General features: G+C 71.6%; 27 protein-coding genes. 6 read left to right on the top strand and 21 right to left on the bottom strand.

Annotated elements, in window-relative coordinates; translation table 11 throughout:
- The 8 genes from HET64_RS18210 to HET64_RS18175 all read right to left on the bottom strand — a co-directional run.
- Window positions 1-546 (bottom strand): hypothetical protein (locus HET64_RS18210; protein ID WP_215106883.1); only part of this gene is annotated, 546 nt, incomplete at its 3' end.
- Window positions 547-703: 157 nt separating this feature from the next.
- Window positions 704-1,174 (bottom strand): hypothetical protein, encoded by a 471-nt coding sequence (locus HET64_RS18205; protein ID WP_215106881.1) that lies wholly within the window; start codon window positions 1,172-1,174, stop codon window positions 704-706.
- A gap of 3 nt (window positions 1,175-1,177) precedes the next feature.
- Complete coding sequence (locus HET64_RS18200; RefSeq protein WP_215106879.1) at window positions 1,178-3,505, bottom strand: hypothetical protein; 2,328 nt, start codon at window positions 3,503-3,505, stop codon at window positions 1,178-1,180.
- Window positions 3,506-3,632: 127 nt separating this feature from the next.
- Entirely contained in the window at window positions 3,633-3,890 is a 258-nt protein-coding gene (locus tag HET64_RS18195; RefSeq protein ID WP_215106877.1) for a hypothetical protein, read from the bottom strand.
- On the bottom strand, window positions 3,887-4,360 hold the full coding sequence (locus HET64_RS18190; protein WP_215106875.1) for a hypothetical protein: 474 nt from the start codon (window positions 4,358-4,360) through the stop codon (window positions 3,887-3,889). Before HET64_RS18190 ends, HET64_RS18195 begins: the two co-directional genes overlap by 4 nt.
- 154 nt (window positions 4,361-4,514) lie before the next feature.
- Window positions 4,515-5,948 carry a DUF2637 domain-containing protein gene (locus tag HET64_RS18185; protein ID WP_215106873.1) on the bottom strand — a complete coding sequence of 478 codons (1,434 nt, stop codon included), beginning with the start codon at window positions 5,946-5,948 and terminating at the stop codon, window positions 4,515-4,517.
- A 250-nt stretch (window positions 5,949-6,198) separates the two neighbouring features.
- Complete coding sequence (locus HET64_RS18180) at window positions 6,199-6,747, bottom strand: hypothetical protein (protein ID WP_215106872.1); 549 nt, start codon at window positions 6,745-6,747, stop codon at window positions 6,199-6,201.
- Window positions 6,748-6,829: 82 nt separating this feature from the next.
- Complete coding sequence (locus HET64_RS18175) at window positions 6,830-7,126, bottom strand: hypothetical protein (protein ID WP_215106870.1); 297 nt, start codon at window positions 7,124-7,126, stop codon at window positions 6,830-6,832.
- A 449-nt stretch (window positions 7,127-7,575) separates the two neighbouring features.
- On the opposite strand from HET64_RS18175, the gene HET64_RS18170 reads away from it, so the two are divergent.
- The 5 genes from HET64_RS18170 (at window position 7,576) to HET64_RS18150 (ending at window position 12,669) form a co-directional block, all read left to right on the top strand.
- Entirely contained in the window at window positions 7,576-8,331 is a 756-nt protein-coding gene (locus tag HET64_RS18170) for a GntR family transcriptional regulator (RefSeq protein ID WP_251145492.1), read from the top strand.
- Complete coding sequence (locus HET64_RS18165; RefSeq protein WP_215106868.1) at window positions 8,328-9,203, top strand: bifunctional DNA primase/polymerase; 876 nt, start codon at window positions 8,328-8,330, stop codon at window positions 9,201-9,203. Before HET64_RS18170 ends, HET64_RS18165 begins: the two co-directional genes overlap by 4 nt.
- A 207-nt stretch (window positions 9,204-9,410) precedes the next feature.
- Window positions 9,411-10,982 (top strand): hypothetical protein, encoded by a 1,572-nt coding sequence (locus HET64_RS18160; protein WP_215106866.1) that lies wholly within the window; start codon window positions 9,411-9,413, stop codon window positions 10,980-10,982.
- A 614-nt stretch (window positions 10,983-11,596) separates the two neighbouring features.
- Window positions 11,597-12,400: a ParA family protein gene (locus HET64_RS18155; RefSeq protein WP_215106864.1), complete on the top strand. Its 804-nt coding sequence runs from the start codon at window positions 11,597-11,599 to the stop codon at window positions 12,398-12,400.
- Window positions 12,400-12,669 (top strand): hypothetical protein, encoded by a 270-nt coding sequence (locus HET64_RS18150; protein WP_215106862.1) that lies wholly within the window; start codon window positions 12,400-12,402, stop codon window positions 12,667-12,669. The genes HET64_RS18155 and HET64_RS18150 overlap by 1 nt, the downstream gene beginning before the upstream one ends.
- 113 nt (window positions 12,670-12,782) lie before the next feature.
- Here the strand turns inward: HET64_RS18150 and HET64_RS18145 are convergent, their stop codons facing one another.
- From HET64_RS18145 to HET64_RS18105, 9 genes are all read right to left on the bottom strand, one after another.
- Complete coding sequence (locus tag HET64_RS18145; protein ID WP_215106860.1) at window positions 12,783-12,977, bottom strand: hypothetical protein; 195 nt, start codon at window positions 12,975-12,977, stop codon at window positions 12,783-12,785.
- Window positions 12,977-13,546: a hypothetical protein gene (locus tag HET64_RS18140; protein WP_215106858.1), complete on the bottom strand. Its 570-nt coding sequence runs from the start codon at window positions 13,544-13,546 to the stop codon at window positions 12,977-12,979. The genes HET64_RS18145 and HET64_RS18140 overlap by 1 nt, the downstream gene beginning before the upstream one ends.
- A gap of 5 nt (window positions 13,547-13,551) precedes the next feature.
- The gene (locus tag HET64_RS18135; protein ID WP_215106856.1) at window positions 13,552-14,109 is read right to left on the bottom strand and encodes a bifunctional DNA primase/polymerase; all 558 of its coding nucleotides are present in this window, start codon (window positions 14,107-14,109) and stop codon (window positions 13,552-13,554) included.
- Complete coding sequence (locus tag HET64_RS18130; RefSeq protein WP_215106854.1) at window positions 14,106-14,543, bottom strand: hypothetical protein; 438 nt, start codon at window positions 14,541-14,543, stop codon at window positions 14,106-14,108. Before HET64_RS18130 ends, HET64_RS18135 begins: the two co-directional genes overlap by 4 nt.
- A 208-nt stretch (window positions 14,544-14,751) precedes the next feature.
- A complete protein-coding gene (locus tag HET64_RS39085; RefSeq protein ID WP_308370182.1) occupies window positions 14,752-15,687 on the bottom strand; it encodes a recombinase family protein in 936 nt (311 codons plus the stop codon).
- Complete coding sequence (locus HET64_RS18120; protein ID WP_215106852.1) at window positions 15,680-16,075, bottom strand: hypothetical protein; 396 nt, start codon at window positions 16,073-16,075, stop codon at window positions 15,680-15,682. The genes HET64_RS39085 and HET64_RS18120 overlap by 8 nt, the downstream gene beginning before the upstream one ends.
- Complete coding sequence (locus HET64_RS18115; protein ID WP_215106850.1) at window positions 16,072-16,542, bottom strand: hypothetical protein; 471 nt, start codon at window positions 16,540-16,542, stop codon at window positions 16,072-16,074. The genes HET64_RS18120 and HET64_RS18115 overlap by 4 nt, the downstream gene beginning before the upstream one ends.
- A complete protein-coding gene (locus HET64_RS18110) occupies window positions 16,532-17,128 on the bottom strand; it encodes a hypothetical protein (protein ID WP_215106848.1) in 597 nt (198 codons plus the stop codon). Before HET64_RS18110 ends, HET64_RS18115 begins: the two co-directional genes overlap by 11 nt.
- 9 nt (window positions 17,129-17,137) lie before the next feature.
- Window positions 17,138-17,890: an ATP-binding protein gene (locus HET64_RS18105; protein ID WP_215106846.1), complete on the bottom strand. Its 753-nt coding sequence runs from the start codon at window positions 17,888-17,890 to the stop codon at window positions 17,138-17,140.
- A gap of 275 nt (window positions 17,891-18,165) precedes the next feature.
- Here HET64_RS18105 and HET64_RS18100 point away from each other — a divergent pair, with 275 nt between their 5' ends.
- The gene (locus HET64_RS18100) at window positions 18,166-18,963 is read left to right on the top strand and encodes a hypothetical protein (protein ID WP_215106844.1); all 798 of its coding nucleotides are present in this window, start codon (window positions 18,166-18,168) and stop codon (window positions 18,961-18,963) included.
- 179 nt (window positions 18,964-19,142) lie between these two features.
- Here the strand turns inward: HET64_RS18100 and mobF are convergent, their stop codons facing one another.
- The 4 genes from mobF to HET64_RS18080 all read right to left on the bottom strand — a co-directional run bounded on the left by mobF (window position 19,143) and on the right by HET64_RS18080 (window position 25,081).
- Window positions 19,143-23,216, bottom strand: a complete 4,074-nt coding sequence (gene mobF, locus HET64_RS18095) for a MobF family relaxase (protein WP_215106842.1) — start codon at window positions 23,214-23,216, stop codon at window positions 19,143-19,145.
- Window positions 23,217-23,675: 459 nt separating this feature from the next.
- Window positions 23,676-23,951, bottom strand: a complete 276-nt coding sequence (locus HET64_RS18090; protein ID WP_215106840.1) for a hypothetical protein — start codon at window positions 23,949-23,951, stop codon at window positions 23,676-23,678.
- Window positions 23,948-24,232 (bottom strand): hypothetical protein, encoded by a 285-nt coding sequence (locus HET64_RS18085; RefSeq protein ID WP_308370176.1) that lies wholly within the window; start codon window positions 24,230-24,232, stop codon window positions 23,948-23,950. The genes HET64_RS18090 and HET64_RS18085 overlap by 4 nt, the downstream gene beginning before the upstream one ends.
- A 492-nt stretch (window positions 24,233-24,724) precedes the next feature.
- Window positions 24,725-25,081, bottom strand: coding sequence for a hypothetical protein (locus tag HET64_RS18080; protein ID WP_215106838.1), 357 nt, complete (start codon window positions 25,079-25,081; stop codon window positions 24,725-24,727).
- Window positions 25,082-25,134 lie beyond the last annotated feature (53 nt).

Genomic DNA, 25,134 nt, shown 5'->3' with positions numbered 1-25,134 from the left:
GGCCGTGGCCGTGTGGGCGGGCGGGACGAGCATGTGGCGGGCGGTCAGCGCCGGGCGCAGCCACCACGTCCCGGCCGCCCACACGGCCACGGCCAGGGCCTCGCCCCAGTGGAGGCCGGACACGATCTGTTCGGCGACCAGGACGCCCATCAGGCCGACGCCGGGGATCGCGTACAGCACGGACGCGGTCAGCGCCTGGTGGCTCAGCCGGTCCTTCTGCGGCGCGGTGGGCGCGGTGGCCGCCTCGGGGGCCTTGGCCTTCTTCCACCTGGACTTGGTCTTCGTCATCTCCGCGACGGGCTGTGCGGCTGCCTGCTGCGCCTTGATGGCCCGCCGGGTGGGCAGGACCACGAGCCCCGCGCCGGTGGCGATGGCGGTGACGAGCAGGGCCTCGCCGGTGGCGGCCGGGGTGAAGAGGCCAGCGGTCGCGGCGGCGGCGCCGGCGGCCGTGGTGACCCGGCCGGTGCGGCTGCGGAAGGTGCCCATTCCGCGGCGGGCCCTGTCGAGCTGGTGGTGCATCTGCTCGATCTGCTCGGGGGAAAGCATCGTGCGCTCCATCTCTCCCCGGCCTGCCCGGGGTGCTGGCGTGCTGGCTGGCTGACACGCTGGCGTGCTGGCGTGCTGGCCGGTTGGGGGACGACGAAGCGGCGGCCACCGGGCCGCCGCTTCGTCGTCTGGGTGTGTGCCGCTCAGGCGGCTCGGGTCAGCGGTTGCTGTAGAACTCGGACTCGGCCGGTTCGACGGGCATCGCGTGGAACGCCTCGGCGACCGGCCCGTAGTCGGCCTGGTGCTCCGCGGCGGCCTGGTCGAACAGGACGCTCAGGTCCTCCGTCGCGGCGGCCATCGACTCGGCCTCTTCCAGGACGCCGCGCATGATGCCCGCAGCCTCGTGGTGCTCGGCCACCGAGTCGGCGTCGACCTTCAACGCGGACATCTGCTCCGCGAGGTGGTCGACGGACTTCGAGCAGCCCTCGACGTACCGGTACGTCGAGCGGACCTGCTCGCTCAGCCCCCGCAGCCGGACCCCGGCGACGGCGAGCTGGGCGACGACCACGGTGTAGCGGACCGCTTCCACGACGACCGATCCGGCGGTGGCCAGTGCCGACCCGCCCCCGCCCCCCTTGGCCGTTGAGGACTTCACTCCGTGGGTGAAGGCTTCTTCCACTGCGCTCATCAGCTACTCCATGTTGTATTCGCGGTCGGCCGGGCGGGTGTGGCCCATGTCCCTGGTGACGTCGGCCGGGTGGCGGTGGATGGCCTCGGTGTTGGCCCCGGCCGTGGCGATGGCCTCGGAGGCCCGGGGCAGCGCGGCGGCGATGGCGTCGGCCTTGGCCTTGACCTCGCCGGTCTTCTCCATCAGGCGGATGACCATGCCCTCCAGGACGCCGGGGACCTTGAGGTCCAGGATCTTGGCGTGGAGGGCTTCGAGCTTGGTCACCAGGCGCTCGCAGCCGTCGGCGGCGGCCAGGGCCTCGTCCACCCCGGCCGTGATCTCCTCCGCCATGTCGGCGTCCGCCTCGATGACGTCGTAGACCGTCAGCTCCGCGTCCTTGTACTGGGTGGACCTCACCGGTGCGCTCACGAACCGGGCTCCTCTCTGCGGGGGTACGGCCGGAGCTGCGGGCCCCGGCTCGGACGAACTGGGCTCGCTGGCCGCCGGGTCGGTGCCCGCCGGCAGTGCGGCGTGGCCCTGGGTGAGGGCCCCGGCCGCCGTCCTGGGCGGCTCCGGCGGCGGGCGCAGCACCTCCAGGTCGACGGTGACGTCGGTGTCGGTCGCGGCGGGCGGCGGTCTCATCGACCCGGGCCCCGGCATCCCGCCCGCGCCCGGAGGCGGCGGCGGGGGAGGCGTGGACGCGTTCGACGTCGTCGCGCTGCCCGCTCCGGCCGAACCCGGCGGGGGCGAGCTGGGCGGCGGCGGGGTCGCCGTGCCCGTGCCCGCCCCAGGGAACGGCGAGGTCTTCGCGCCCGGCCAAGCTCCCGACGGGGTGCCGGGTGGCGGCGTCGCCGCGCCCGCACCGGCTCCCGGCGCGGTGCTGGGCGGTGTCGTGCCCGTACCGGCTCCCGGCGGGGTGCTGGGCGGCGGCGGTGTCGACGTCGCCCCCGGCCCGGGGGCCGCAGTCCCCGCACCGGCGGGGCCTGGCTTCTTGGTCAGGTCGACCTTCGGCCCAGTCGGAGGCGTCGGCGTCGGCGGGGACGTCGCGGCCGCCGGCCCCGCGCCCGCCCCGGCGGCCGCAGGCTTGGGCTTCTTGGTCAGGTCCACCTTCGGCGGGTCCGGAATCTTCTTCGCCGCGCTGCTGACGACCGGGGTTGAGGGCGTCTTGCGGCGCTCCTCCAGGCGGCGGGCCATCGTCGCGGCGACAGCGGCCGGGAACGTCGTGCGGTTCGTCCCGGCCTTCGCGGCGTCGGCCTTCTGCTGGGCCTTCTCCGTACGGCGGTTGTCCTTCTCCTGCTGCCGGGCCTCCTTCCGGGCTGCCTTCCGCTCGGCCGTCTGCTGGCGCTGAGCGCGGGTCAGGTCCCGGTCCTTGGTCCGGTCGGCGAGCCCTGCGGCCTGCCGGGCACCGGTGCGGTCCTGGCGGGCGGCGGACCGCTCGTTGCGGCGTCGCGCCCGCTCCAGCCCCGGACTGCTCATCCCATGGGAGGGCTTGTCGCCCTTCCCGTCCTTGCCGTCCTTCCCGGACAACCCGGACCCCGACGATCCGCCCTTGCCGGAGGAACCGCCCGACCCCGCGCCGGACCCCTTCCCGTTCGGGGACTTGCCGCCCCCGCCGGTGCCTGACCCCTTGTGCGGGCCGCTGGAGCCCTTTCCCGACCCGCCCGGACCCTTCGGCCCGAGACCGGCTGAGCGGCTGCCAGAGGAGGTGTCAGGCTTCTTCGCGCCGCCTCCGGACCGCAGGGAGGACGGGGTCTTCCCGCCGCCGCTGCCGCTTCCGCCGGACGTACGGCCGGGGCCGCCGGAGGAGCCCCCGCCGCCGCTGCGGCCCGAGCCCGACCCGGAGCCGGAGCCGGACTTGGTGCTCCGCCCGAACTCCGGGGCGGGCTGGGGGCGTTTCGCGGCCGCCTGCTCGGCTGCCTTGTCGGCGGCGGTGCGGGCCTGGTCCGCAACCGCCCGGCGCTGCTCGGCGTTCGCCCTGGCGCCCTGGGCGGCGTGCCACATGCCCTGGGCGCAGGAGACGCCGACGGCCGCCATCACGGCCATGCCCATCACTGCGGCGTCGCGGAAGCCGGGCCGGTCCGGGTCGGCCGGGGCGGGCGGGGTGAACGCCCCCGGCTCAGCGGTACCTCCGGATTCCGCTTCCGGCACGCCCGCCACCCGCATGTGGACCGGCGGGGCCATGTCGGAGACGTCCGGCAGCATCGGCCAGGAGCCGACCGGGACCAGCGTCGCCGCGTCGCTCCCTCCGGCGCCGGCGGACGCGGGCGGTGTGGCCCCGCCCGCGTCCCGCGAGGGCGGGAGGGTGACGTGCGGGAACGGATGCAGTGTCCCGCCCGTGTCGTCGGTACTCACGGACACTCCCTTCTGGGGGTTGACAGAGGGTCACCCGATGAGCGAACCTCGCGCGCCGCGCGTCCGCGCGCCGCGCCTTGGGCCCCCCGGAAACCCGGGGGGCAGGCGGTGAAGATGAAGATGTGCGTCACCCGGCGTTACGGCTCGGCCGGGTCGCGTCCCGGGTCTCCATCGCGGAGCACCAGTTGGCCAGCTCCTGCGCCAGCTCGTGCATCGCGGCGGGGTTCCCGTTGCGCTGGGCCCGCTTGGCCGCCGCCTTGGCCCGGTCGAAGAGGACCTTCACCAGCTCGGCGTCGTCGGCGGCCGCCTGCATCTTCGGGTCCCAGAAGGCCCGCAGGTTCTGGAGCCTGCGGGCCGCCTCGGGGGTGATTCCGGTTGTGCTCACGCCGACCGTCCCCGGTTCACCAGCTCCAGGAAGTCGCGGCTGCCGCCGGCCCCGGCAGTCGGGGCCTCAACGGGCTGGGGCGGCACCGCCACCGGACCGGCCGTGACCTGCGGCGCCTGCTTGGCCTGCTTCTTCTCCAGCGCGCTCGCCTGCTTGGCGGCGGGCAGCTCGTGGCGGCCCTTGCGGTAGCGGGCCTCCAGGTCGAACGTCAGCTTCGCCGCGTCCTCCAGGTGCTCCTGGATCTCGCGGAAGGGGCCGACGACCCACCGGTGACGCCACCACGCCTCGAACGACGAGTAGCCCTCCGGCTTGTTGGCCTTCCACATCGCCTCGGCCTCTTCCCGGACGTCGGCGACGAACTGGGCCTGCGACTTGAGCACGCCCCGGAGCTGGGTGGAGAACGCCTCCACCATCTCGGGCTTGGTCAGCATGTCCCCGGACCACTCCGGTCCGGACGAAGTCCTGCTCATGGGATGCGATCTCCTCTACCGTGGTGATCCGCGACCAGGGCGGTTTCCTCGTCCTGGTCGTGGCTGACTGCTTCCGGCAGTCGCGACGAAGGCCAGCCCGATATCCGCGGGCTGGCCTTCATCGGTGGTGCCGGTGCGCTGGGCTGACCTCGGGTCAGCCGGTGTATCCGCTGCCGATCAGGTCGGCGGCCTCCTGGCGCCGCTTCGAGGCGGTGCCGTGCGACGTGCTGAGCACCTCGGCGACGGACTCGACGCTCATCCGCTCGACGTCACCGCCGTACTGGCTGAGCACGATCCGGGCGACGTAGCGGGCGGCCCGCTCGGTCGGCTGGAGCTTCAACAGAGCCTCCGCGTCAAGGGCGGCGTTCTCCGCGTCAGCCGCGAGGCGGCGAGCGTCAGCGGCAACGCGCTTCGCGTCAGCGGTCGCCTTGGCAGCGTCGGCGGTGGCCTTCTCGGTGGCTTCCGCCTTGGCGTTGATCTGGGCGGTGCGCAGCCGGGCGTCAGCGGCGGTGCGGGCCGCGTCATCGGCGGCGCGCTTGGCGTCAACGGCGGCGAGCTTCGCGTCAGCGGCGGCCTTCTCGGCGTCAGCGGCGAGCTTCTCCTCGGCCGCCACCTTCTGGCGGGCGAGCCGGACGGAGACGCTCTCCTGGGCGGCGGCCTCGACCTCGGCGGCCTGCCGGACCGCCTCCGCCTTCGCCTTCGCGGCGGCTTCGGCGGCGGCCACGTTCGCCCCCGCGTTCACCTCGGCCGTGGCGGTGCGGGCCTGGATCGAGGTGGCCGTCTCGGTCACCTTGGCGTCGGCCTCCATGGCGGCGATCTGCGCTGCCGTCTGCCGGTTCTTGGCCTCGGTCTTGCGAGCCAGCTCCTCGGCCGCCTCCTGGTCCTCCCGGGCCTTCGCCGCGCGTGCCCGCTCGGCCTCGGCCAGGCGCTCCTCCTCCGGGACCATCAGCGCCTCGTCGATCGTGAGGCCGTACGGGGCGAGGGTGAGCGGCAGCAGCTCGTCGGGCGTCGCCCGCTTCCGCCAGTTCTTGCCGTGCTTCTGCTCCAGCCGCATCGCGTAGATGGTGACCGCCTTCTCCTGCGCGACCGCCTCCGTGTACGAGCGGAGCTTCCAGAGCTTCATCCGACGCCAGATCAGCCAGGTGGGCCAGGGGGCCAGCAGCCAGCGGTGACCGGGGACTCCTTCGGTGTCCTGGCCTTCCGCGAGCCGTGCGGCGCGGACGACCAGGCGGCGGCCGGCCTCGACGCCGATGACGAACAGGATCGGCATCACCGCGTGGCTGAGCGTCTTCGACGAGAGGCTCAGGCCGCCCTTCTGGGCGCTGGCGTTGAGCACGATCGTCACGGCGGTCATCGCGTGTGCCGCGAGCCGCAGGAGCGGCCACGGGGTCCGCCGGTGGATGAGGACCAGGTCCAGCGCCAGGAAAGCGATGATCGAGGCATCCACCCCGATGGGGAACGCGCTCGCGAGCGTGGGGCCGAAGTCCCACCGGAGCGCGGCGGCCTCCAGCGTGGAGTACGAGGCGGCGAAGCCGATCGCGCCGACGAGGCCGCCAGCGAGCGCGGCGACCGCGTAGAGCGTCGGCATGAGGAACCGGTCGACCCGAGGCGTCGTTGACGCCGTCCGGCTCGGAGTTGACGCTACGGGGCTCGTCGTTGACGCGGTGGGGGCTGGCGTTGACGTGGCCTGGCGCGGCGGTGACGGCTTCGGTCGGGTGGTGGGCTGCGGCAGTGTGCCGGGCGGCTCCACTGTGGTGGTCATTTCTCTCCCTCGCGTTCGGTGTTGACGCGGACCGGCATGTCGTTGACCTCGCCCGGTCCGGGGTTGACGTCCGCTCCTACCTCACGCTGCCGAGCGTCAGCGGCTGGATCCGCCACGCGGTCTCGTTCGGGTGCGGGGCCGTGTCGCTCGCGATGGGCGAGGTCCACCCGTCGCGGTCTGCTCCCTCGCCTTCGGCGGCGATCTCGGCGGCGTCCCGGGTGGCGTGGACGCTGTGCAGCCGTCCGTAGCGGTAGAGGACGTACACCCGGTCGGCTCGGGCCTCCTGCCTTCGAGCGGTCCGCAGCAGCATGCGGAGCGCCGCCCGGTCCTCGGTGTCCAGGAAGTGCTGGGGCCGGAGGACGTCAAGTTCGCCCTGCGCGCGGGCCAGGTCATCCCGGGCGGCGGCGAGCTGCTTCTCCAGCGTCTCGACCAGGTCCTGGGACCGGAGGAGGTTCTCCCCCATGTCGCACGCGGCCGTGCGCTCCTCCTCCAGTAGCGTCTTGGCGTTCTCGACGTCGACCGCCAAGTTCTCGGCGCGGCCGTACTCGTAGGTCGATCGGTTGTGCATCTCCACGATCTGCGCGTTCATCTCTCGGAACGTGCTGGAGCGGACCAGACGGATCATGAGGTGAAATCCTTTCGAGGGCGCCGTGAGGTGCCGGAGCGGGTCCGGCACCTCACGGCGTGAATGCGGGTTGGTGTGCAGGTCAGCGGCCGACGGCGATGCACGCGGCGCACGTCCAGGCGCTGCCCGGGCTGAACCCGAACCATCCGCCACACGTGTCGCACTGCCAGCCGTTCGCCGTGGGGTGGAAGAAGCCACCAGCCGCCGCGTCGATCTCGGTGCCGGCGGTCCGGCGCCCGACGAGGTCGAGCTGGCCGACGAGCTGCCGGAACAGCTGGTCGGTCTCGTCACGCTCGAAACCGCGGCGGTTGTCGTCCTCGGTCATGTCGCCGACGATCCCGGCGCGGGGAACGTCCAGGGTCGATGTCATCCTGTGCATGCGCGTTTGCCCTTCGAGAGAGGGTGAGCTGCGAAGACGGGCCCCGGGGTTGCCTCCCTGGGGCCCGTCGCTTTGCTCCCGCCGCATCAGCGGCGGGCTGTACCCCGTACCGGACTCGAACCGGTCAAAACCTTCACGGGGCCCGCGATCTTTGCCCTTGTCTCACCACGTGCACGGATCGCTGTCCGCCCGGAAGGGCGGCCAGAGAGAAAGTGCTTGCTACCTCACGCGGCAGGGCCTACGGCTTGTCGCAGTTGCCTGATTTGTTCTAAAGCGCGCTGTTGAGTTCTCAAGGCATGACCGATCACTTGAGGCCGCCATCACGCGCTGCCCTCCGGCCGGTGCACCAACAAGGTAGACCACTAGCGGCTCATAGCGCTACTGGTAGCGCTACAGGTCTACGAGAGCTACCCTCATAGGTGCACCGCTGCACAAGGACGTGCAGCGCCATGACCAAGAAGGGAGGACCCGATATGTCCGAGAACACCGGATACGCGGAAATTGCTGCGCACTACCGTCAGCAGATCCAGGACGGGACGCTCAGGCCCGGCGACACCATGCCGTCGCTGCGTCAGGTCTGCGAGCGATTCGATGTCGCTCAGACGACTGCGAACCGTGCGTACCGGGCGCTGAAGATGGAGGGCCTGACGCTCGCCAAGCCTGGCGTTGGGACCATCGTTGCCGGTCCCATCAGCAACAACATCGCAGCTCGCGTCTCTATGCACGCGACCACGGGCAAGGCGCTGGGGGGTGGCGAAACCTCGCAGATTCTGGAAATCGGCACGACCGGCGCTGACGAGCTGGTGGCTCCTCGGCTCGACGTCGCTCCGGGTACGCCGGTCCACGTACGGCGTCGGCTCGTAAGCCGAGGTGGTGTACCTGTACACCTCAGCAGCTCCTACTACCCCGCCTATGTGATCGCCGTGACGCCTGAGCTGACACATCCGGTGTCCACCGGGGGTTCGCGCGAGCTGGCTGCCGAGCGACTGGGCGTGGGCCAGGACCACGTGCTGGAGGAGGTCACCTCGCGCTTCGCCCTGGAGGCGGAGAAGGCGGCACTCGGGCTCACGGCGGGGGATGTGATCGTCACTCAGATCGTCCGCACCGTGATCCTGGAAGACGGCCGGGTGGTCGAGGTCGCCGTCAAGGTCACCGGCGGGTCCACCATCCTCCGGTGGTCTACCTCCCTGAAACGACAGTCATGAGCGAGTACCTGCGGCAGGCCCTGGAGCTGGTGGAGCTCGGAGTGCCGGTGCTGCCGCTCCGCGAGGGCAAAGGCCCGTTTGGGAACTGCGACGCCTGCGCCAAGAACGACTGTGGCGGCAGGCCGAACATGAAGTCCGCCGGCACCTGCGCGTGCCCGCGCCCCTGCCACGCCTGGGCCGCTGCCTCCAGCTCTGTCGACGTGGTGACGTCGGCGGCCTGGGCGGCGGCATGGCGACAGGCGGGAGCCGTGGCCTATCACCCGGGGGGCGCTGGGGTCACCGTGGTCGACCTCGACAACGCCGATGCCGTCTCCTGGGCCCGCGACACCCTGCCTGCTACCCGGACCGTGGCGACGACTCGGGGTGAACACTGGATCTACCTGGGCACCATGCAGTCCTCGAACGGTGTGCGGCCTGGCGTCGACATTAAGTCGCTGATGGCGTACGCCCGCTGGCTCGGCCCCGGTGTGGGCGAGATGATCCGGCTGCCCGAGACGGTAACTGCCCTTCCCCGCTACGTGGTGCCGGCGGGAGCGCTCGCCTCGTCGCCCATGCCTCGGGCCGCGTGGACTCGGGCGGTCGCGTCCGGGTGCCGTCACACGGAGCGATATGTCCGGACGGGTCTCGACAAGGGCCTCGCTATGGTCACCGGCCACCGTGAACAGGGTGCTGCCAGTCAGGCGTTCGGCGTGGCCCGGTTCCTTGGCTCTCTGCACCGAGAATGCCCCGGGCCGTGCGGTCTGGAGGCGCTCGGAGGGGAAATCGTCCAAGCGGCCGTCAGCGTCGGTGTCCCCGAGAACTATGCGGTCAGGGCGGTGGACCGTGGCTTCGGTGAGTCAGGCGCTCCGGTGCCCTCGACACAAATGGTCTGAGCTGCATAAACACGCTCAGCTAGGGTCGAGCACCAATCAGAAATGCGAACGGCCCGGTGGTGGTGAGACACCCCGGGCCGGTTGGAAGTCTTCGAGCTGAGCCTTGGTTCCGCCTCTGCCGCAACTTCCTAGCGCAGTCACCACTGTACGACACGGTGACCAGGCGAAGGAGATGGAACCAGGCTCAGCTCCCGAGAAGGAGCACTTGTGAGCCACCCGTCCGACGAAGGACACGCGACCGAGAACGTCGCCACCGTTCCGCAGCCCCGGGCTGAGGAACGGGAGCGCGTGGTCATCGACGTCACCGACGAGCCCACCGGAGTCACTGAGGTGACCCGGGCGCTCCAGTCTGGCGCCATCGCGGAGGTCTATCTGCGTGGCCGGCGGCCGGTGTGGATCGGTGACGGCGACGACGGCCCATTCATTGAGGAGATCACCAAGGACGCCTTGACCCTTGCCCTCCACGAGCACGCCGATGTTTTCAAGATGCGCAAGAACGGCCCCGCTGCCGTGCTTCTTCCGACGCGCGTTGCGGCCGTCGTACTCGCACGCAACAACTGGAAGCTGCCTCGGCTCAAAGGGATCACCACCGTTCCCCTCCTAAGCCCGGACGGTCAGCTCCACCTTCGTGAGGGGTACAACCCGGCGACCGGCTGGTTCTACGCTCCGCAGATTCGCATCAAGGACGTCCCCGAGATTCCCACCCAGGAGCAGATCTCCGACGCGCAGGAGCTGGTCGTCGGCAGGATGTTGGGCGACTTCCCCTGGATGGCCCCGAGCGATCTCGCCCAGTTCGTCGGCGCATTGTTCATCCCTCTGCTCCGTTCGATGATCCCGGACCCCACCCCGTTGTGGTGCATCACTGCGACGAACCCGGGGTCTGGCAAATCGCTGCTGTCTCGGATCATGGGAGATCTGTTCGGGATCAAGACTGCGTCATGGGGCTCCGACAACGGAGAACAGCGGAAGGTCATCACCTCCGTGCTGATGGAGTCCGGCCACCCTGTGACCGTCTTCGACAACGTGCCCTCGGGTCACACGCTGCGCTACCCGGTGATGTCGGAACTGATCACCTCGCAGATCTGGGGCGACCGCGTTCTCGGCAAGTCTGAGATGGCCAACATCCCGAACAACATGCTGTGGGTCGCCAACGGCAACAACCTGACCGTCGGCGACGACCTCGCCCGCCGCACCATCTGGGTCCGGCTCAACCCCGAGGTTCGGCCCGACACCCGCGATCCGTCAGCCTTCGCGGCCGGTGACCTCAACGAGTGGCTCCAGCTGCACACCGCTGAAGTCCTCCACGCTCTCCTCACCCTTCTCCGCGGGTGGGTCTCAGCCGGGATGCCGAAGTCCGACCATCACATGGCCTCCTTCGGCGCCTGGCCCCGAACGCTGGGCGGAATCCTCAACTGGATGTGCCTGCCCGGGTGGCTGACTGACCGTGAAGCACAGATGGAGGACGCCGACGAAGACAGCATGGAGTGGGCAGCCTTCCTCTCCGTGTGGCACGACGAACTGGGCACGAACGAGTACACCTCGCAGAGCCTCGTCGACTTCGCGTTCGCCTCCGCGACCGGAATGAACACCGCGTCCAAGATCAACAGCGTCATGCCGACCAACGGCGACAAGATCCCCAACTCGAAGCAGTTGGGAAAGTGGCTGCGGGCACGCCAGGGCCGGTTCTTCAGTGGTTATCGCATCCTCGCCCGGCGGGACGCCCGCCAGAAGATCAACTACTGGCGCGTGGAAGGCCCTAAAAACCCACCGCAGCAGTAGCCACCGGCACCACCCCGAAGGCCCGCACTGATATCTGTGCGGGCCTTCGACGTGCGTTGTGCTCATAGGTCGTGGCAAATACACCCCGTACTACCCGCACTACCCGTACTACCCGCATAGTCCCAGGTCAACGGCCTGCGGGTAGTCGACCGGCCTCTACCCGCTGCGGGTAGAGGCCGCCCGCTCTACCCGCACTATCCGCGACCTGGGCAGTGCGGGTAGTGCGGGTAGTGTGATCTTGCCATCTGATCACTACCCGTACCTGTTCTGACCTGCTGTTATGCGGGTAGTACGGGTAGTGCGGGTAGTTCTTTTAACTTTGTTGTTGGTGTTGTTACTGAACTCTCCTGGTATCCGTGGGGTTGAAGAAGCCACGCCCCCGCGGGGCTCCGCCGTTGGTGCTTGCAGCGCGGCGTCGAGCGGCGGGGCGTGGCTTCTTCGCTTCGAACCAGCCCGGACGAGGCGAGACGGCTTCAACCTGCGGGTGTACTGGCTGGCTGGAATGCTGGCGTGCTGGCCCGTCAGCATGTTGGCGGGTCAGCACGTGTGCATGCCCAGGACGCTGGCAAGCTGGCGTGCTACGGGGACGGACGAGGATGGAGAGGGGCGAGGCGATGGCAGCCAGGCGTACGGCGTTGATCAACAACCGGGGAGGGGTGGGCAAGAGCGACCTGACGCTTCGGTTGGGCGCGGCCCTGGCGAAGCGGGGCCGGCGGGTCGGCCTGGTCGACTTTGATCCGCAGGGGAATCTCTCGCGACGGGCGGGCTGGGTCTACAACGAGGCGGCTCCGCAGGTCACGGTGAGCGAGGCGGTGCAGTCCGACCGCGTCGGCGCGATGCGTCAGGTGTGGACCCCGGTGCAGTGGAAGTCTCCGTACGCGGAGCGCATGCTGCTGGCCCCGGCCTGGCTGGAGCTGGAGAACCGGTACGCCGAAGCGGGCCTCCCCGGCTCCCACCTCCGTCTCGCCCGCGTCCTCCAGGGCACCGACGAGGACCTGGACGACGTCCTCATCGACTGCCCGCCGTCGCTGTTCCACCTGACGCAGATGGCGATGTCCGCCGCCGACGGCGTGCTCATCGTGACCCGAGCCGAGATCGACTCGATCCTCGGCGCGAAGCGCGTGCGGACTTTCATCGGCGAGAAGGCGCACGCCCTGCACGCCGATGACCTCCGGATCGACGGCGTGGTGGTCAACGACTACGAGCAGGGCAAGCCGCGGCAGCGCGCCCAGCTCGCGAGTATCCGCCGTATCTTCGGCGACCTCGTCTGGGACCCACTGATCGCCCGCCGCGAGGTCATCGCGAACGCGGCGAACGACTTCGTCCCGCTGGAAGCTGCCACGGGCTCCCAGCTCACCCAAGCTGTCGCGGGCTTCGAGCTGCTGGCCGACACGTACGAGAAGAGGATCACCGCCTGATGGCCCCCCGCCACAACTTCGAGACCCCCGACGACGTCACCGAGCCGCCCCTGACGCCGAACACCGACGGGGTCAGAGTCGGCGCGGACCTCGGCCGGCGCCCCCGGAAGCCGAGCGACTGGAAGTCCTTCTCCAGCTACCTCCCCGAGGACCTCCAACGGGTGTTCCGCTCGGAGTGCATGCTCGCCGGGATCGAGGTCCGCCAGGGCCTGGACGAAGCGGTCCGCGCCTGGCTGGAGGCCCGGCAGGCTGGCAAGTCCGCAGGCTGACACGCTGGCGGGCTGGCATGCTGGCACGTCAGCGCGCAGGCAGACGTCCCTGAGCAGCCCAAAGAGCCCCGCACCGGTCGGTGCGGGGCTCTCGTGCGCTTGCGGGGGTGGGTCTAGTCGGGGTCGGTACAGCCCGCGTCGAGTTGGAGGTAGGTGTTGCCGCTCGTGTACCTGCGGGAAACGGTGGTGTTGAACTGCGCCCGTAGGGCGTCGACCACGATCGCGGTGGTGGCCTCGTCGGCGGTGATCCGGATGTCAGCGATGCCGGGCAGGGTGCTCCTGGGTTCCCGGGTGTCCCGGCGGCCCATCAGTCAGCGCTCCGGGTCAGCGGGGCCAGAAGCCGTGCCAGCTCGTGCAGCCCGTCCCGGATGATCAGGTGATCGGTGGCGGGAACCCGAACGGCGCGGCCGTCCTCCAGTTCGACGTCCTGGTGGGCGTTCTCGTGGGTGAGCCGTACGGTGGCCGACCGGCCCTGTGAGAGCAGCAGTTCCGCCGACAGCGACCCGACGACCGGCAGTCCCTCCTCCAGGTTGCTGTCGATCAGCCCAGTGGTGCGGGCCTCCAGCTCGGCGGCCGGCACCGTGGCGGCCATGTGCTCGTGGACGTGGAGCGAGGCCCGGCGCAGGCGCCCCACGACGTCCTCGCCCTGGGCGAGCTGGTCGTCGGCGTCGGCTTCGACCAGCCGGGCGAACGCGCACAGGGCGATGGCGAGCTGACCGGCGGCCTCCCCGAGGCGGGTCTCGCTTTCGACGGGCCCGGAGGCTGCGGGCATGAGGACGTCCAGGGCGTGCCGGGCGAGCTGATGCACGGCAGGCGGGTCCAGCGGCGCGGGCGGCATGAGCTGGCCCGGCACAGCGGTGGTCTCGTACGTGGTCATGGGCTTCATCCCCTCTGAGGGTTGAGCAGGGCTGCGATCCAGGCCGGGAGCGGCGCCACCGGCACGTCACGGGCGATCAGGTATGGCAGGCCGCCGACGACGGAGCCGGGGCCGACCAGGTAGCCGCCGCGGCGGCGGCCGGGGCCACGGATGTCGATCCCGGGCCCGAGCGGGGACTGTCCGCCGGAGACGCTGCCGATGGTGCAGGTGGTCGGCACCCGGAAGTACAGGTGCAGGCCCTGGTGCGGGGTCATCACGGTGAACGTCTCGGGCCAGTCGGCCAGGCCCCGGATGTCGAGCTGGGTGCGCAGAGTCTCGATGCCGTTCAGCGCCGGGCCGTCTGCCTCATGCACATCGAGGTCGAGGGCGACCACGCGCGAGGCCCGGCAGCCGACACCGATGTTCGCGCCGTCCGCGAGCAGCTGCACGAGCGCGGCCGGGTCGGTCGTCGCCTCCTCGTGCCAGCCGCGCGCCGGAACCCGGCCGCCGGCGGGCAGACGGAACAGGGCCAGGCCCCGGCCCGCCGCCCGCACGGCGGCGTCGAAGTCGGTCGCGGTGTTCACGCGGCCTGGTCCTCGTCGTCCTCGTAGCAGCAGCACTCGCCGTACGGGTTGCCGCCGCCGCCGGCCCCGCACTCCTGGCAGGCGTTGGGGTCGTAGTCGCTGTCCGGGTCGTCGTCGGCGTACTCGTGGTGGCGCCACCCCGAGCACTGGTCGTTGTAGCAGCCGCACCCCGGGCACTCCGGGCAGACCATGCCGTTCGTCCAGCCGCACGTCTCGCACAGGACCTGGTTGCGCGGGTCGTTCTTCTCCTGGGTCAGGTAGTCGACGGCTTCCTTGTAGGTGTTGATGTCGACGTACGTCGCCAGGTACTCGTGCAGGGTCGCGCGCTCGTCGGCGTCGGCGTGGTCCAGGAGCGCGATGGCGTCGGCGTGCTTGATGCCCAGCGACTCTTTGAGGTGGGCGAGGTCGTTCTTCCGCGCGTGGTCCTTCGGCATCTCAAGCTCTTTCCGCGGCTGCGGTGATCCCAGACTCACCGGCCGCATAGAGCGAGGCCAGCGGAGGTGATGCGATGTGGAGAGGTGGCTCGGCGCGGAGCACCTTCGGCGTGCGCGTCCGGGTCTGGGCCGAACGCACCGGGCCACGAGCCGGGCCCACGGTCACCGTGGTGACCGCGAACCCGACTGTAGCGAACGGCACTGACACTCAGGGCGTGATCCGTACGGACGTCACACGGTCGGAGTGGATGCGGTGGGCCTTGCGGCCGGCGGGCGACTGCATGAGGGCGGTCGCGGAGTGCTTGATCATCGCCGCGTGGACGCTGACCGGGGCGGTGACCCGTACCGAGTAGCCCTGTCCCCGGCGGATCGTCTGCCCGGCGGCGAGCGCCTGGCGGACGGGCTCGGCCTCGACGTCGACCAGGTGCTCGGCCACCAGGCCCGGCACGTCGACCGCCACGACGGGGTCGGCCTCCTGGACGCGCCCGCCGACCGGAGCCTCGTCGGGGGTGGTGGCTTCTTCCTCACCAACGGCGTCCAGGTCCTCGGGCACCTCACGGGCCCGGGTGTAGTCCAGGGCGCGCCGGATGGTGTGAGGGTCGACGCCGTACTCCCGGGCGAGCGCCTTCACCGCCGCGCCCTTGTGGAACGCCTCGGTGATGGCCTCGACCTGCTTCTCGCTGAACGCGGACGGGCGGCCGATCGTCTTGCCCGCAGCCCTGGCGGCGGCCACGCCCTCCTTGGTGTTCTCGGCGATCATGTCGCGCTGGAACTCCAGCACGGCGGCGAGGACGTTCACCATCATCTTCGTGCCCGGGTCGTCGGAGGCGAGGTCGATGCCGGACAGCAGCCCCGACTCCACCCGCAGGTGCAGCCCGCGCCGGATCAGGACCGGCCGCAGCGCGATGATGTCCGCCACCGACCTGAACAGCCGTGCCGCGTCAGCGATCCGGATGGTGTCGCCCACGGCCGCCTCGTCCAGCAACCGTTTGAACCCCTCCCGGTACAGCGACAGGATGCGGCTGGACGTCGCCGGGTCCTCGTACCTCGGGGCCCCGGCTGCGAGCAGGGCCGCCAGGGCGTACCGCTGCCGGGCGTCGGTCTGCTTGTCCGTCGAATGCCGCAGGTAGAGACGGTCAGTCACGGCGGTACACCTCCGCGAGCCGGGCGGACCGCTCGGCGCGAGCGCGCTCGATCCGGGCCCAGTCGGCGAGCAGGGCCGCCAGGCGGTGCGTGTCGCCCTGGAGCTCCAGCGGCAGGTACAGCAGCGACTCCTGGATCAGGTGCAGGGCCGCGTATGCGGAGAACCCGGGCGGGGACTGGGTGCAGGCCCGGTGCGCGCACCTGTCGAGCTGCCCCAGTTCCCGCCGGATCTCCTTGACCCGGGTGGCGTCGCCTCCCAGCTTCCGGGCCGTCTTCACCCGGGCGGTCAGTTCTTCCCGGATGCCGTCGTAGACCCACGTCCAGGCTGCGGCGATGGCTCCGGCCTCGTCGGGGTGAGCCCCGGCCGCCATGAGCTGAGCGACGTTCACGCGTTGTCCTCGTCGTCGCCCAGTTCGGTAAGGGCGAGCAGGGCGGCGTACTTGTCGGGGTCGAACCCGACGGGGCGGGTGTCGCCGCGGTCGACGTAGTGCTGGTAGAGGTTGTGCTGGCCGTCGGCCCACGTGCGGAGCAGGGCGCGGGCGGCGTCGGTGGTGATGTCCAGCGCGGTCGCGAGCTCGCTCCAGGTGGCGCCCAGCTTGATCGCGTCGTGGACCCGGGTACCGCGTCCGTGCTCGATGTCGCGGTGCATCGACTCGCGCAGGGCGATGGCCGCGAGGGCGTCACCGACGTCGCCGCGCTCGACCTTGTACGGGAAGTCCGCGGGCAAGTCGTTGTTCATCAGCCGGTCGCTGTGCTCGGTGAGCTTCTCGATCTGCCACAAGAGCGGGGTGCCGGGCGGGACATCGTCCGGCCGGCGGACCGTCTGCGCCTTCCAGTGGTCATGCTCAGTGGTCAAGGTGTTCTCCTTCGAGGTTGGTGCGGGTGCGGGCGACGATGTCGGAGACCTCGTCGCCGGTGAGGGTGAAGTCAGGGTTCGCCAGGAGCGCTTCGGCCACGGCGGTGATGGCGGGCCACAGCTCCGCGACCAGGTCGCGGGCCTCCTCGCTCACCTCGGCCCAGGTGGCTCCCCGGTCGGGATCGGCGGGCGCGGGCCCATCGACCACGATCGTGAACCCGAGCGATCCGGCCGCGCTGATCGCGGTGTCCCGGTCGTGGTCGGAGCAGGCCGTGCGGGCGGTGGCCGGGCTCAGCAGTCCGGCGGCCGCCAGGTGGTGCAGCTCGCTGTGCTCTCCGGCTGCGGCGATGAGAGCCAGTCCGTACGCGCTGACCGGGACGTCGTCGTACGAGGTCGTCCCGGTCCACCCGGTGCCGTCGGCCCGGGTCACCCGCATCACGCGGACGCGGGTGCACGGGACGGCGAGCGAGGCGGCGACCACCGCGTGAGCAGCCTCGTGGTGGGCCAGGCCCGCCCGCACCTGATCCAGGCTCAGCGGGCTGTCGACGAGCGACGGATGGGCGCGGTGGTCGTCCAGGTGCGGCACGTCGGTCTCCTACAGCGGGGTGACGATGTCGTGGGCTGCGGTGAAGCCCTCCGCGATCAGGGCCTGCGGGGTGGCCGCCCGTGCGAGGTCGTGCTGCCAGAGCAGGACGTCGTCGGGCACCTGCCGGTTCGGCGGCCGCGAGGCGTTGCGGGCGCGGCAGGTGTCGAGGTGCGGGAGGAAGCGCAGGGCGACGATGGGACGCCCGTGTCGGCGGGCCTGCTCGATCAGCCCGGCCCGGATGGGCGCTTCCACGTTGGTGCTGTCGAGGTAGACCGCGATCCCCTCGGCCAGGTGCTCCGCGAGGAGGCTGTTCTGCCGTTCCACGGCGGCCGGGGTGACGGCCTGGTCGCCCGCGTCCCCGCCGATTTCCTCCCGCAGGGAGTCGAGCGCGAGCACGGTGACGAGCCTGGCCTTGGCGGCGAAGGTGCTCTTGCCCGCTGCTCCGGGGCCGACGGCGACGACCAGCGTGCCGGGCTCCAGACCGCGCAGTGCGTCGGTGGTGGCCGACGCCAAGGCGGCGTCCGCCTCCCGGTGGGTGTGGACGGCGGTCCACTGGTCGGGTCCGCCGGCGCGGCTGTGCCGCCAGTCCTGCCGGGTGCCGATGATCTGCTCGGCCCAGTCCATGGCCGCCTCGACGTCGCGGTCGAAGTCCGGCCGGAAGGTCTCGTGGCAGTCCAGGAACAGACCGTCGCGGTTGAGCTGCCAGCCGAAGGTGTCACCGGTGAGGTGGGCCGGGGCCAGGACGTAGCGCGGTAAGAGCACGGGTTCCCCCTGCGGTCGGGCCGGACCTGATGGACCGGCTTCCGATGAACACTCTAGGGGGGCGAAAAGGGGAGGCGCAAGTACGGAATGGATTCCAATGGATCGCAGCCGGTTCTAGGCCCGATTTTCACCCGTTTGGGCGATTAGGCGGATTGGATCGGCTACCGGGGGCGCAATCGACCGTTTCAGCCTCCCGTCTGGAATGGATCACCTCGCGTGCGGTGAGTTCTCTCGTTTGTCAGGCTGGGCCTGACAAGCGGGGGTAGCGTGGAGATATGACTGACACGAAGTCCGTGAAGCCTCAGCTTTCCCCCCGCGACGAGGCGGTGGTGGCCGTTGCCGAGTCCGCCCGCGTCGTCGCCGAACTCGCGCGCGGCCTGGTGCCCACCGTGTACGAGGAGCGCCGCTCCGATCCGGCCTGCTACCTGCGCGACGTCCTGACGATCCGCGACAAGTTCCTCCCCACCCTCCTCGCGCGCGCGGTGATCGCCAGCCGGGAGTGCGGCGCGACCTGGGAACAGATCGGAGGAGCTGCCGGGATGACGCGCCAGTCGGCGCACGAGAAGTGGGCGCCGCATCAGGCAGCGTGGGAGGCAGACGGCCGGCGGGGACACAGCCGGGGCGAACCCGTGAACGCGCTGCGGAGCGCGGCCCGGTTGGACGACTGGTACGCCCGCGGTCGTGACGGCGGCGATGGCATCGTCACCGGCCCGCGCGGGTACCGCGCGGTCACCGACGGCCTGGACGCCACGGACCGACCGGAGCGGGAGTGGGAGGAGGACCGTCCCGAGCGTCCGGTGACCGCGGCCGCGATGCGCGCCGCGCTGGCCCACTACAGCGACCACGAGTGGGGTGACCGGCCACTCCGGTACCTGCTCGCGTTCCCGCCGGTGGACCTTCTGGCCGACGCGATGGAGTGGGGGTGGTCGGACCCGCGCGTACGCGAACACCTCATCGACGCCCTCGCCCGGCTCCTGACGTACGGGCGGTACGGGTGGCCCGCAGACGGCGACGACGTCTCCCGCGACCTGGTGCTCGCGGAGATGGTCGCGGGTGACCGCAGGTACCCCTGAACCGGTTCCTCCTCCCGGGTCTCACCGGTCTCACCGCGCGCGCCTGCGTAGAGCGGTCCAGAAAGTTCAACAACCCCCTGACCAGGGATGCGACGAGCGCGACCAGGCATGAGACTTCCCGCCCGCGTGCGCGTGGAACGGTCTCATTAGTTCCACGGCGTGTACCTGGCCGCCTGCTGTCAACGTCCTCGGCTGGGTCCGGAGCGGCTCGGTGCCGGCGGCTGGTACCGCCGGGTCTGCTGCTCGATGCGGGCGGCCTGTGCCTGCTTCGCCTGCTGGACTTCGGCCCGCGCCCGGGTCTCTGCCCGGTGGAGCTCCGGGTGCTGCTGGGCGATCCGCTCGCGCAGCTGCTTCTCGGTCCGGGCGTCGGTGGCGACGGCCCGGTACATCGAGGCGGTCTCCGTCGCTTTGGCCGCCTGGCCGTGGAGACGGGCGACGCGCTTCTGGTCGCCGGCGTCCTTCTGCTGGGCGAGGGCGGGCACCGTCGTCTGGCGAATCTCGGTGAGCCGGGCCGGGAGGGTGTCGACGTCCGGGGCGCGGCCGGTGGCACCGAGGGCCGTTGAGTACGGGCTGTGCCGGACGGTCGCCCATGCGTCCGCGGTGGCCCGTCCGGCGGCGTCCCGGGCTTCGGCGGCCTCGCGCCGTGCTGCCGTGCGGGCCGTCTCGGCCTGCGTCTTGAGCTGGGTGTGCTCCTTGCGGGAGGTGCCCGCGAGGCGAAGCGCGATGCGGCTCTTGCTGTCGGCGGCAGCGAGGACCCGCAGGTGCTCGTCGGCGGTCGCGGCGACCTCGGAGGCCGCCGTCTCCCGGGCCTGCTCGGTACGGGCGACGGCCAGGTGCTCGTCGGCCTGGTCCAGCAGCGCGTAGATGGGCGCGACCTCGACCTGGCCCCGGCTCGTCCCGGCGGCCGCCGCGTCGGCGATCTCCTGGAGCAGCGACGCCTTGGCCTCGTCGGCGGCGGCCGCGTCCCGGTCCCACTGGCGGGCGTCGACGGGCCCGGTGGCGATGAGCCGGGTCAGCTCCTGGTCGGTGTGCCCGCCGTACGGGCGCTCCGTCCAGGCCCGCGTCCCGGCGAGCTCCCGTTCCTCGCGCATGTCCTCCAGGCGCTGCTTCTGCTCGTCGCTCAGCCGGTACTCGCGCGGGGCCGTGGCTTCTTCTTGCCGCAGGTCGTGCCGTGGAGATCGTGCGCGTGCGACCGCAGGGTCGACGGCCCGGGTCTGCGTCGGCGACGGCACGACGACCGGTGCCGGGGCCGGCGGCTCGTGGAAGAGGTCGGAGACCATGCTGTCGGGCCGCGACTGCCCGAGGAAACGCGCGTACGCGTCGACCGCGCGCTCCAGGCGCTCCTGCTCGGTCCGCGCCGCACCGAGCCGCGCCCGGGTCTCCTCCGACTCGACCACCTGCAAGGGCAACCAGAGGTGGTTCTCTGCGCGCCCCCGCGTCAGCCCCGGGTACGCGGCGTGCGCGTTGGCCCCGTGCCCGTACAGCAGGCTGGTGTCGCACGTCATGCCCTGCGAGGCGGCGATTGTCATCGCGTACCCCAGCGACAGGGCCCCGCCCGCGATCTGGTCCGGGGTGAGCCACGCGGACACGTAGGCGGCGTCCTGGCCGCGCTCCTGGGTGCGCCACGTGACCTCGACCCGCCCGTCGTCGGCGAGCTGGCTGACGACGGCCCGGTACCCGTTGAGGAGGTCTGGCCCCTCCCCGCGGCGGCTGCGGTAGTCGTTGGCGCGGACCCGTACGGCGTCGCCCTCGGCGAGGGTCAGCCGGTCCCCGCCGGGCAGCGCGTACGTCCGCTCGGTGCCGAGTTCGCCAGCGGCGCGGCGGATCTGCTGCGCCCCCAGATTGAGGGCGTCCACGTCGCTGTTGCGCGCGGCGAGGACGACGAGCTTGTCGAGGAGGTCGTGGGTGTCGGGCCAGCGGTCGCGCCGGAGCTCGTCCCACGTCGTGAGGATCTGGGAGCGTGCCTCGTCGGCGCTCTCGGTGGGGTGGACGCGGCCCCGGTCGGCGAGGAGCCGGAGCGCCTGGTCGTGGTCCCCGGTGCGCCACACCTCCAGGGCGTGCCGCTCGGCGGCGTCCTCTTGGCGCCGGTTCTCCGTCAGGGTGAGCCCGCCGACCAGCCGGTGGACCTCCTTGAACCATCCGCCGGCGGCGATGGCCTGGAGCTGGAGAGGGTCGCCGATGCCAATGAGCTTGGTCCCGGTGCGAGCCGCCTCGCGCATGAGGACCTCGGCCGCCCGGTCGTCCACCATCGTGGCCTCGTCCACGACCAGGACGTCGACACCGGTGAGCCCGGAGCCGGTGCGGATCTGCTGGAGCCAAGAAGCCACCGTGCGCGCGGGGATGCCGGACGCCTGGGTGAGCTGCTGGGCGGCCACCGCGCTCAGGCACGCGCCCGCGTACGTCGTGCCCGTGGCATCCCACCCGATCCGGCACGCCTCCATCAGCGTCGACTTGCCCGCCCCGGCGACGCCGACGACGGTGTCGATGCCGTGCCCGCCGGTCAGCAGCCGCGTCACAGCCGCCCGCTGCTCCTGTGACAGCTCGAAGCCGACCGCGACCTCGAAGACGTCGACGGCGGCCGCCGCCTGGTCGCCGGTCAGCGCGGCCGCCGCCTCGCCGTGGCGGGTGAGCGCCTGGTCCCGGACGTACGCCTCCGCGTCGAGGATGTCCTGCGTGGTGTACCGGGCGGTCGACGTCATGACGGTGGAGCCGTAGTCCGGCGTGCGGACCGCGTACCCGGTCACGTCCAGGACCTCGTCGACGAGCTCGTCCAGGCGGCCCGGCACGTCCGTGTCGAGCCCGTACGGCAGAGAGTTGCCGACCGCGGCGAGCAGCTGCGCGCGGCTGAACGTCTTGGCGCTCGCGGTGAGCCCGGTCTCCGGGTGGAAGACGATCGCGGCGAGGTCGGACGGCGGGGGAATCCGCGGTCCGCCGGGGCCGTCGACGGTGGGGCCGGCGCCCGGGTCGGGCGGTCCGGGGGCGGCGGCCGCGACCATCGCGTCGACGTCGACCCCGGTCTCCTCGGCCCGCTGCCGCCAGCTCGCCCGCATCGCGCCGGCGTCGGCCGCGTGCTTCGCTCGGAGGCTCTCGGCTGCGGCACGGTCTCGCTCCTGGCGCCCGGACTCGTCCCCCGCCATCTCCACGATCCGCCCGTGCCGACGCGAGTACAAGTCGCGCACCTGCTCCGGGACGCCCGCTACCTCCCAGGCCCCGGTGCGCTCGGCCTGCTCGCGCCGGACGCCGTACCGCTCGTAAGCCAGGGCTCGCAGCCGCGCCTTGAAGTGGGCGTCGGCGGCGGCCGCGTGCCGGTGGAGGTCCTGGCCGCTGTTGGCGATCGACCGCCACTTCCCGTCCTCGCAGAGCGCGAGGTTGGCGATCGTGATGTGGAGGTGGAGGTGCGGGTCGCCGGGCTGCCCGTCGCCCATCGGCCGCGCCGACTGGTGCTCCACGGACCACGCCAGCAGGCCGCCGGTCGCGAGCCGGACCGGCTGCCCGTCCTCGGAGCCGACCGCGTACCCGACCCACCGCTCGACCTCACGGAGCGTCTCCGTCTTGGCCCGGTGCACCAGGTCGCGGTACTCCCGCCCGTCGGCGTCCGGCAGCAGCCCGGCGAGGACGCTGTCGCTCTTGGGCATGTCCAGCATCAGGTCCCAGCCGCGCACCCGGTCGTCCACGCGGACGTCGGCGTGCTCGCGCGCCTCGGCCAGCTCCCGCTCCCCGTAGACGTCGTCCAGCGAGAGGCCGGCGGCGCGGGCGAGCTTGTGCAGGGTGCCGACCTGCATCCGGTGCCGGTCGCCCTGGCGGTGCACCATCCGCTGCTGCTGCGCGAACACTCGGGCCTGCTTCGGCTTGCCCTCCAGCAGCTCCGCCGGAGTCGTCGCGCGCTCCTCGGCGGCGGCCTCGATCGCCTCGACCAGACGGGCCGTCGTGAGCTTCGCCAGCGGGTGCGCGCGGGCCGACGTCTGCGTACGGATCAGCCGGGCGCCGGTCTCTGGGTGGCACCCCGCCATCAGCCGCCGCGCGGCCTCCTTGCCCGCCTCGTCCAGCGCCGCGCCCTCGGTCAGCTCGACCGCCGCGAGGCCGCTGCCCATCCACACGAGAGCGGCCTCGCCCTCCTCCCGCAGCCGGTACTCCACCGTCCGGTCGGCCTGCTCCTGGACGACGTCCTCGGACGCCACGACCGAGCACCCCGCCTGCTCCTTGAGCCGGTAGTCCACCTGCTCGTCGTCGCGGATCGCCGTCACCCACGCCATGCCCGTGTCCCCCGTTGTGTCGCGCGCTGTGTCCCTGTGTCCCGGCTTGTGCTCTTGTGCTTTTCCCGGCTCGCCGGGGTTCCCCGACAGGGGAACCCCCTTCGTGCTTCCCCTGTTTTTGATCATGACCGGTTCGGTCATGAAGGCGTGTCCCGAGTCGGGACATTCGCTGTGTCCCGACTCGGGACACAGGCGCTGTCCCGATTCGGGACAGCGGGTGTCCGTGTCGGCGGGGCCCATCACCGTACGGTCGGATCGGCCGCTCACCAAACGGTCGCTCAGCCAGAGAACGGCCACCTACGACAACCGCGAGTTGTCGTGCGACGAGGCGGAGGCTCGCGGCATATCCACCAGGGGTGAGCCCTTGCTCGGTGGACGCCAGCGGCGGGTCGTACGCTCGTACGACAGCGACCCCGGCACTTTCCCTGCCGGGGTCGCTTCGTGTCGGTGGTGCGGGGGTCAGGGCCCGGCGATGAGCCAGAGGATCAGCAGCGCGTCCAGCTTCTGGTCGTGGCGGTAGACGACGGTGATGCCGCGGCCGCCAGTCTGCTCGGGGAGTAGGTCGATGGCGTACGACTCGGAGTGCGGGTCGGCGTCGGGGAGCCTGCGCGCGTGGTCGGGGGTGGGGTCCTCCTCCAGCGAGGCCCGTACCGACATGACGGCCGTCCGCTCGCTCACGCTCAGATCGCCCCGCAGGATCTTCTCGGTCCCGTCGCTGTAGAACGCGTGGGTCACCGGGTCTTCCTCTCGGCCATCTTCCCGCCCAGCTCGAAGGCCACGTCGTGGGTGCTGCGCATCAGGGCGGCCATTGCCTGGGGGTCGCACCGCAGCAGGACGCGGTGCCGGTACGCCTGGGTGATCTCGCGGACGCGGGTGAGGTCGTCCAGGTCCGCGTCCGCCAGCTCCTTCTCGAAAGACTGGATGTCGCCCGGGAATCCCCAGACGCGCAGTGCGGCGCGCAGCTCGGCAAGCGTGCGCATCGGCGGGACGACGTCGTGTTCGGGTTGTGCAGTCACGGCCTCTCCTTCGGTCGGTGGTGTCGAGTCTCCTACGCGCTCGCGCTCGGGACACGCCCTTCCGCGTTCTCCCTGAGTGCCGCACGAGTGGTGCCGGGCCCGAGAGGCCGGCGGCTTCCTGGGGTGGCTGCGGCTTGGCGCCCGTCGTCGTCCAGGAGCTGCCCGGGGTCGCCTCGTTCGGCGGCCAGCAGCCGCGGTGCCACGTCGGCTGGTGAGGCGCTGCTGATGGTGGTGGGGCCGGTGCCGAGTCGGCGTCGCGGGGTGCTCATGGGAGGAGTCTCGCGCGGCATGTCTTGTGGGGCGGCATCAGGGACCATCCGCCGTCGGTCGCCGACGTGCGGGTGGCCGCGTCGGTGCGTGGGCGCGACCGGGCCGAAGGCCCAAATAGGTCGTGGGCGAAGCCCTCGCTTGTCGCCCCTTCCCCCCAGAAACGCGAAAGGCCCCCGGCCCGTCTCGGGGGAGACGGGCCGGGGGCCTCGGTGGTGCGCGGTACTACGCGGCCTCGATCCGCCACTGCCAGGGTTCGGCGGCGACTGCGGCCTCCTTGGCGGCGGCCGCCAGGGCGTGAGCGATGGCCGACTCCTTCGGCCGTACGAAGCGGTGCCGTGCGAGTTTCAGCAGCAGCGGGGCGATCTCGGCGGCCTGGTCGGGTGTCATGGTGCCGCCCTCGCCGGGGTTGCTCAGCAGCAGTACGACCGGGCCGCGCTCGTCGTGCGAGAGGCAGCCTTCGGCGTATCCGGCCAGGCTCGTCAGCGACGCCAGCGGGTGCCGGTCCTCGCCGAAGAAGTCGGCGCCGTGGCTCGTCACGAGGTGCGCCTCGGGGGCGTGGATCGCGTGCTTGCGGCTCATCGCGGCGACTCCTCGGTCACGGTGGCGGGCTGGGTGTGCGCGGGGGCCGGCGG

It is taken from the genome of Streptomyces sp. McG3 (genome assembly GCF_018619185.1).
Classification (GTDB): domain Bacteria; phylum Actinomycetota; class Actinomycetes; order Streptomycetales; family Streptomycetaceae; genus Streptomyces.
This window is presented reverse-complemented; position numbering and strand designations above follow the sequence as displayed.

Excerpts from the sequence above, each read along its gene's own strand:
- HET64_RS18205 (WP_215106881.1), bottom strand. The coding sequence starts at position 1,174 with ATGAGCGCAGTGGAAGAAGCCTTCACCCACGGAGTGAAGTCCTCAACG.
- HET64_RS18190 (WP_215106875.1), bottom strand. The coding sequence starts at position 4,360 with ATGAGCAGGACTTCGTCCGGACCGGAGTGGTCCGGGGACATGCTGACC.
- HET64_RS18185 (WP_215106873.1), bottom strand. The coding sequence starts at position 5,948 with ATGCCGACGCTCTACGCGGTCGCCGCGCTCGCTGGCGGCCTCGTCGGC.
- HET64_RS18180 (WP_215106872.1), bottom strand. The coding sequence starts at position 6,747 with ATGATCCGTCTGGTCCGCTCCAGCACGTTCCGAGAGATGAACGCGCAG.
- HET64_RS18175 (WP_215106870.1), bottom strand. The coding sequence starts at position 7,126 with ATGCACAGGATGACATCGACCCTGGACGTTCCCCGCGCCGGGATCGTC.
- HET64_RS18170 (WP_251145492.1), top strand. The coding sequence starts at position 7,576 with ATGACCAAGAAGGGAGGACCCGATATGTCCGAGAACACCGGATACGCG.
- HET64_RS18165 (WP_215106868.1), top strand. The coding sequence starts at position 8,328 with ATGAGCGAGTACCTGCGGCAGGCCCTGGAGCTGGTGGAGCTCGGAGTG.
- HET64_RS18155 (WP_215106864.1), top strand. The coding sequence starts at position 11,597 with ATGGCAGCCAGGCGTACGGCGTTGATCAACAACCGGGGAGGGGTGGGC.
- HET64_RS18150 (WP_215106862.1), top strand. The coding sequence starts at position 12,400 with ATGGCCCCCCGCCACAACTTCGAGACCCCCGACGACGTCACCGAGCCG.
- HET64_RS18145 (WP_215106860.1), bottom strand. The coding sequence starts at position 12,977 with ATGGGCCGCCGGGACACCCGGGAACCCAGGAGCACCCTGCCCGGCATC.
- HET64_RS18140 (WP_215106858.1), bottom strand. The coding sequence starts at position 13,546 with ATGACCACGTACGAGACCACCGCTGTGCCGGGCCAGCTCATGCCGCCC.
- HET64_RS18130 (WP_215106854.1), bottom strand. The coding sequence starts at position 14,543 with ATGCCGAAGGACCACGCGCGGAAGAACGACCTCGCCCACCTCAAAGAG.
- HET64_RS18100 (WP_215106844.1), top strand. The coding sequence starts at position 18,166 with ATGACTGACACGAAGTCCGTGAAGCCTCAGCTTTCCCCCCGCGACGAG.
- mobF (WP_215106842.1), bottom strand. The coding sequence starts at position 23,216 with ATGGCGTGGGTGACGGCGATCCGCGACGACGAGCAGGTGGACTACCGG.
- HET64_RS18080 (WP_215106838.1), bottom strand. The coding sequence starts at position 25,081 with ATGAGCCGCAAGCACGCGATCCACGCCCCCGAGGCGCACCTCGTGACG.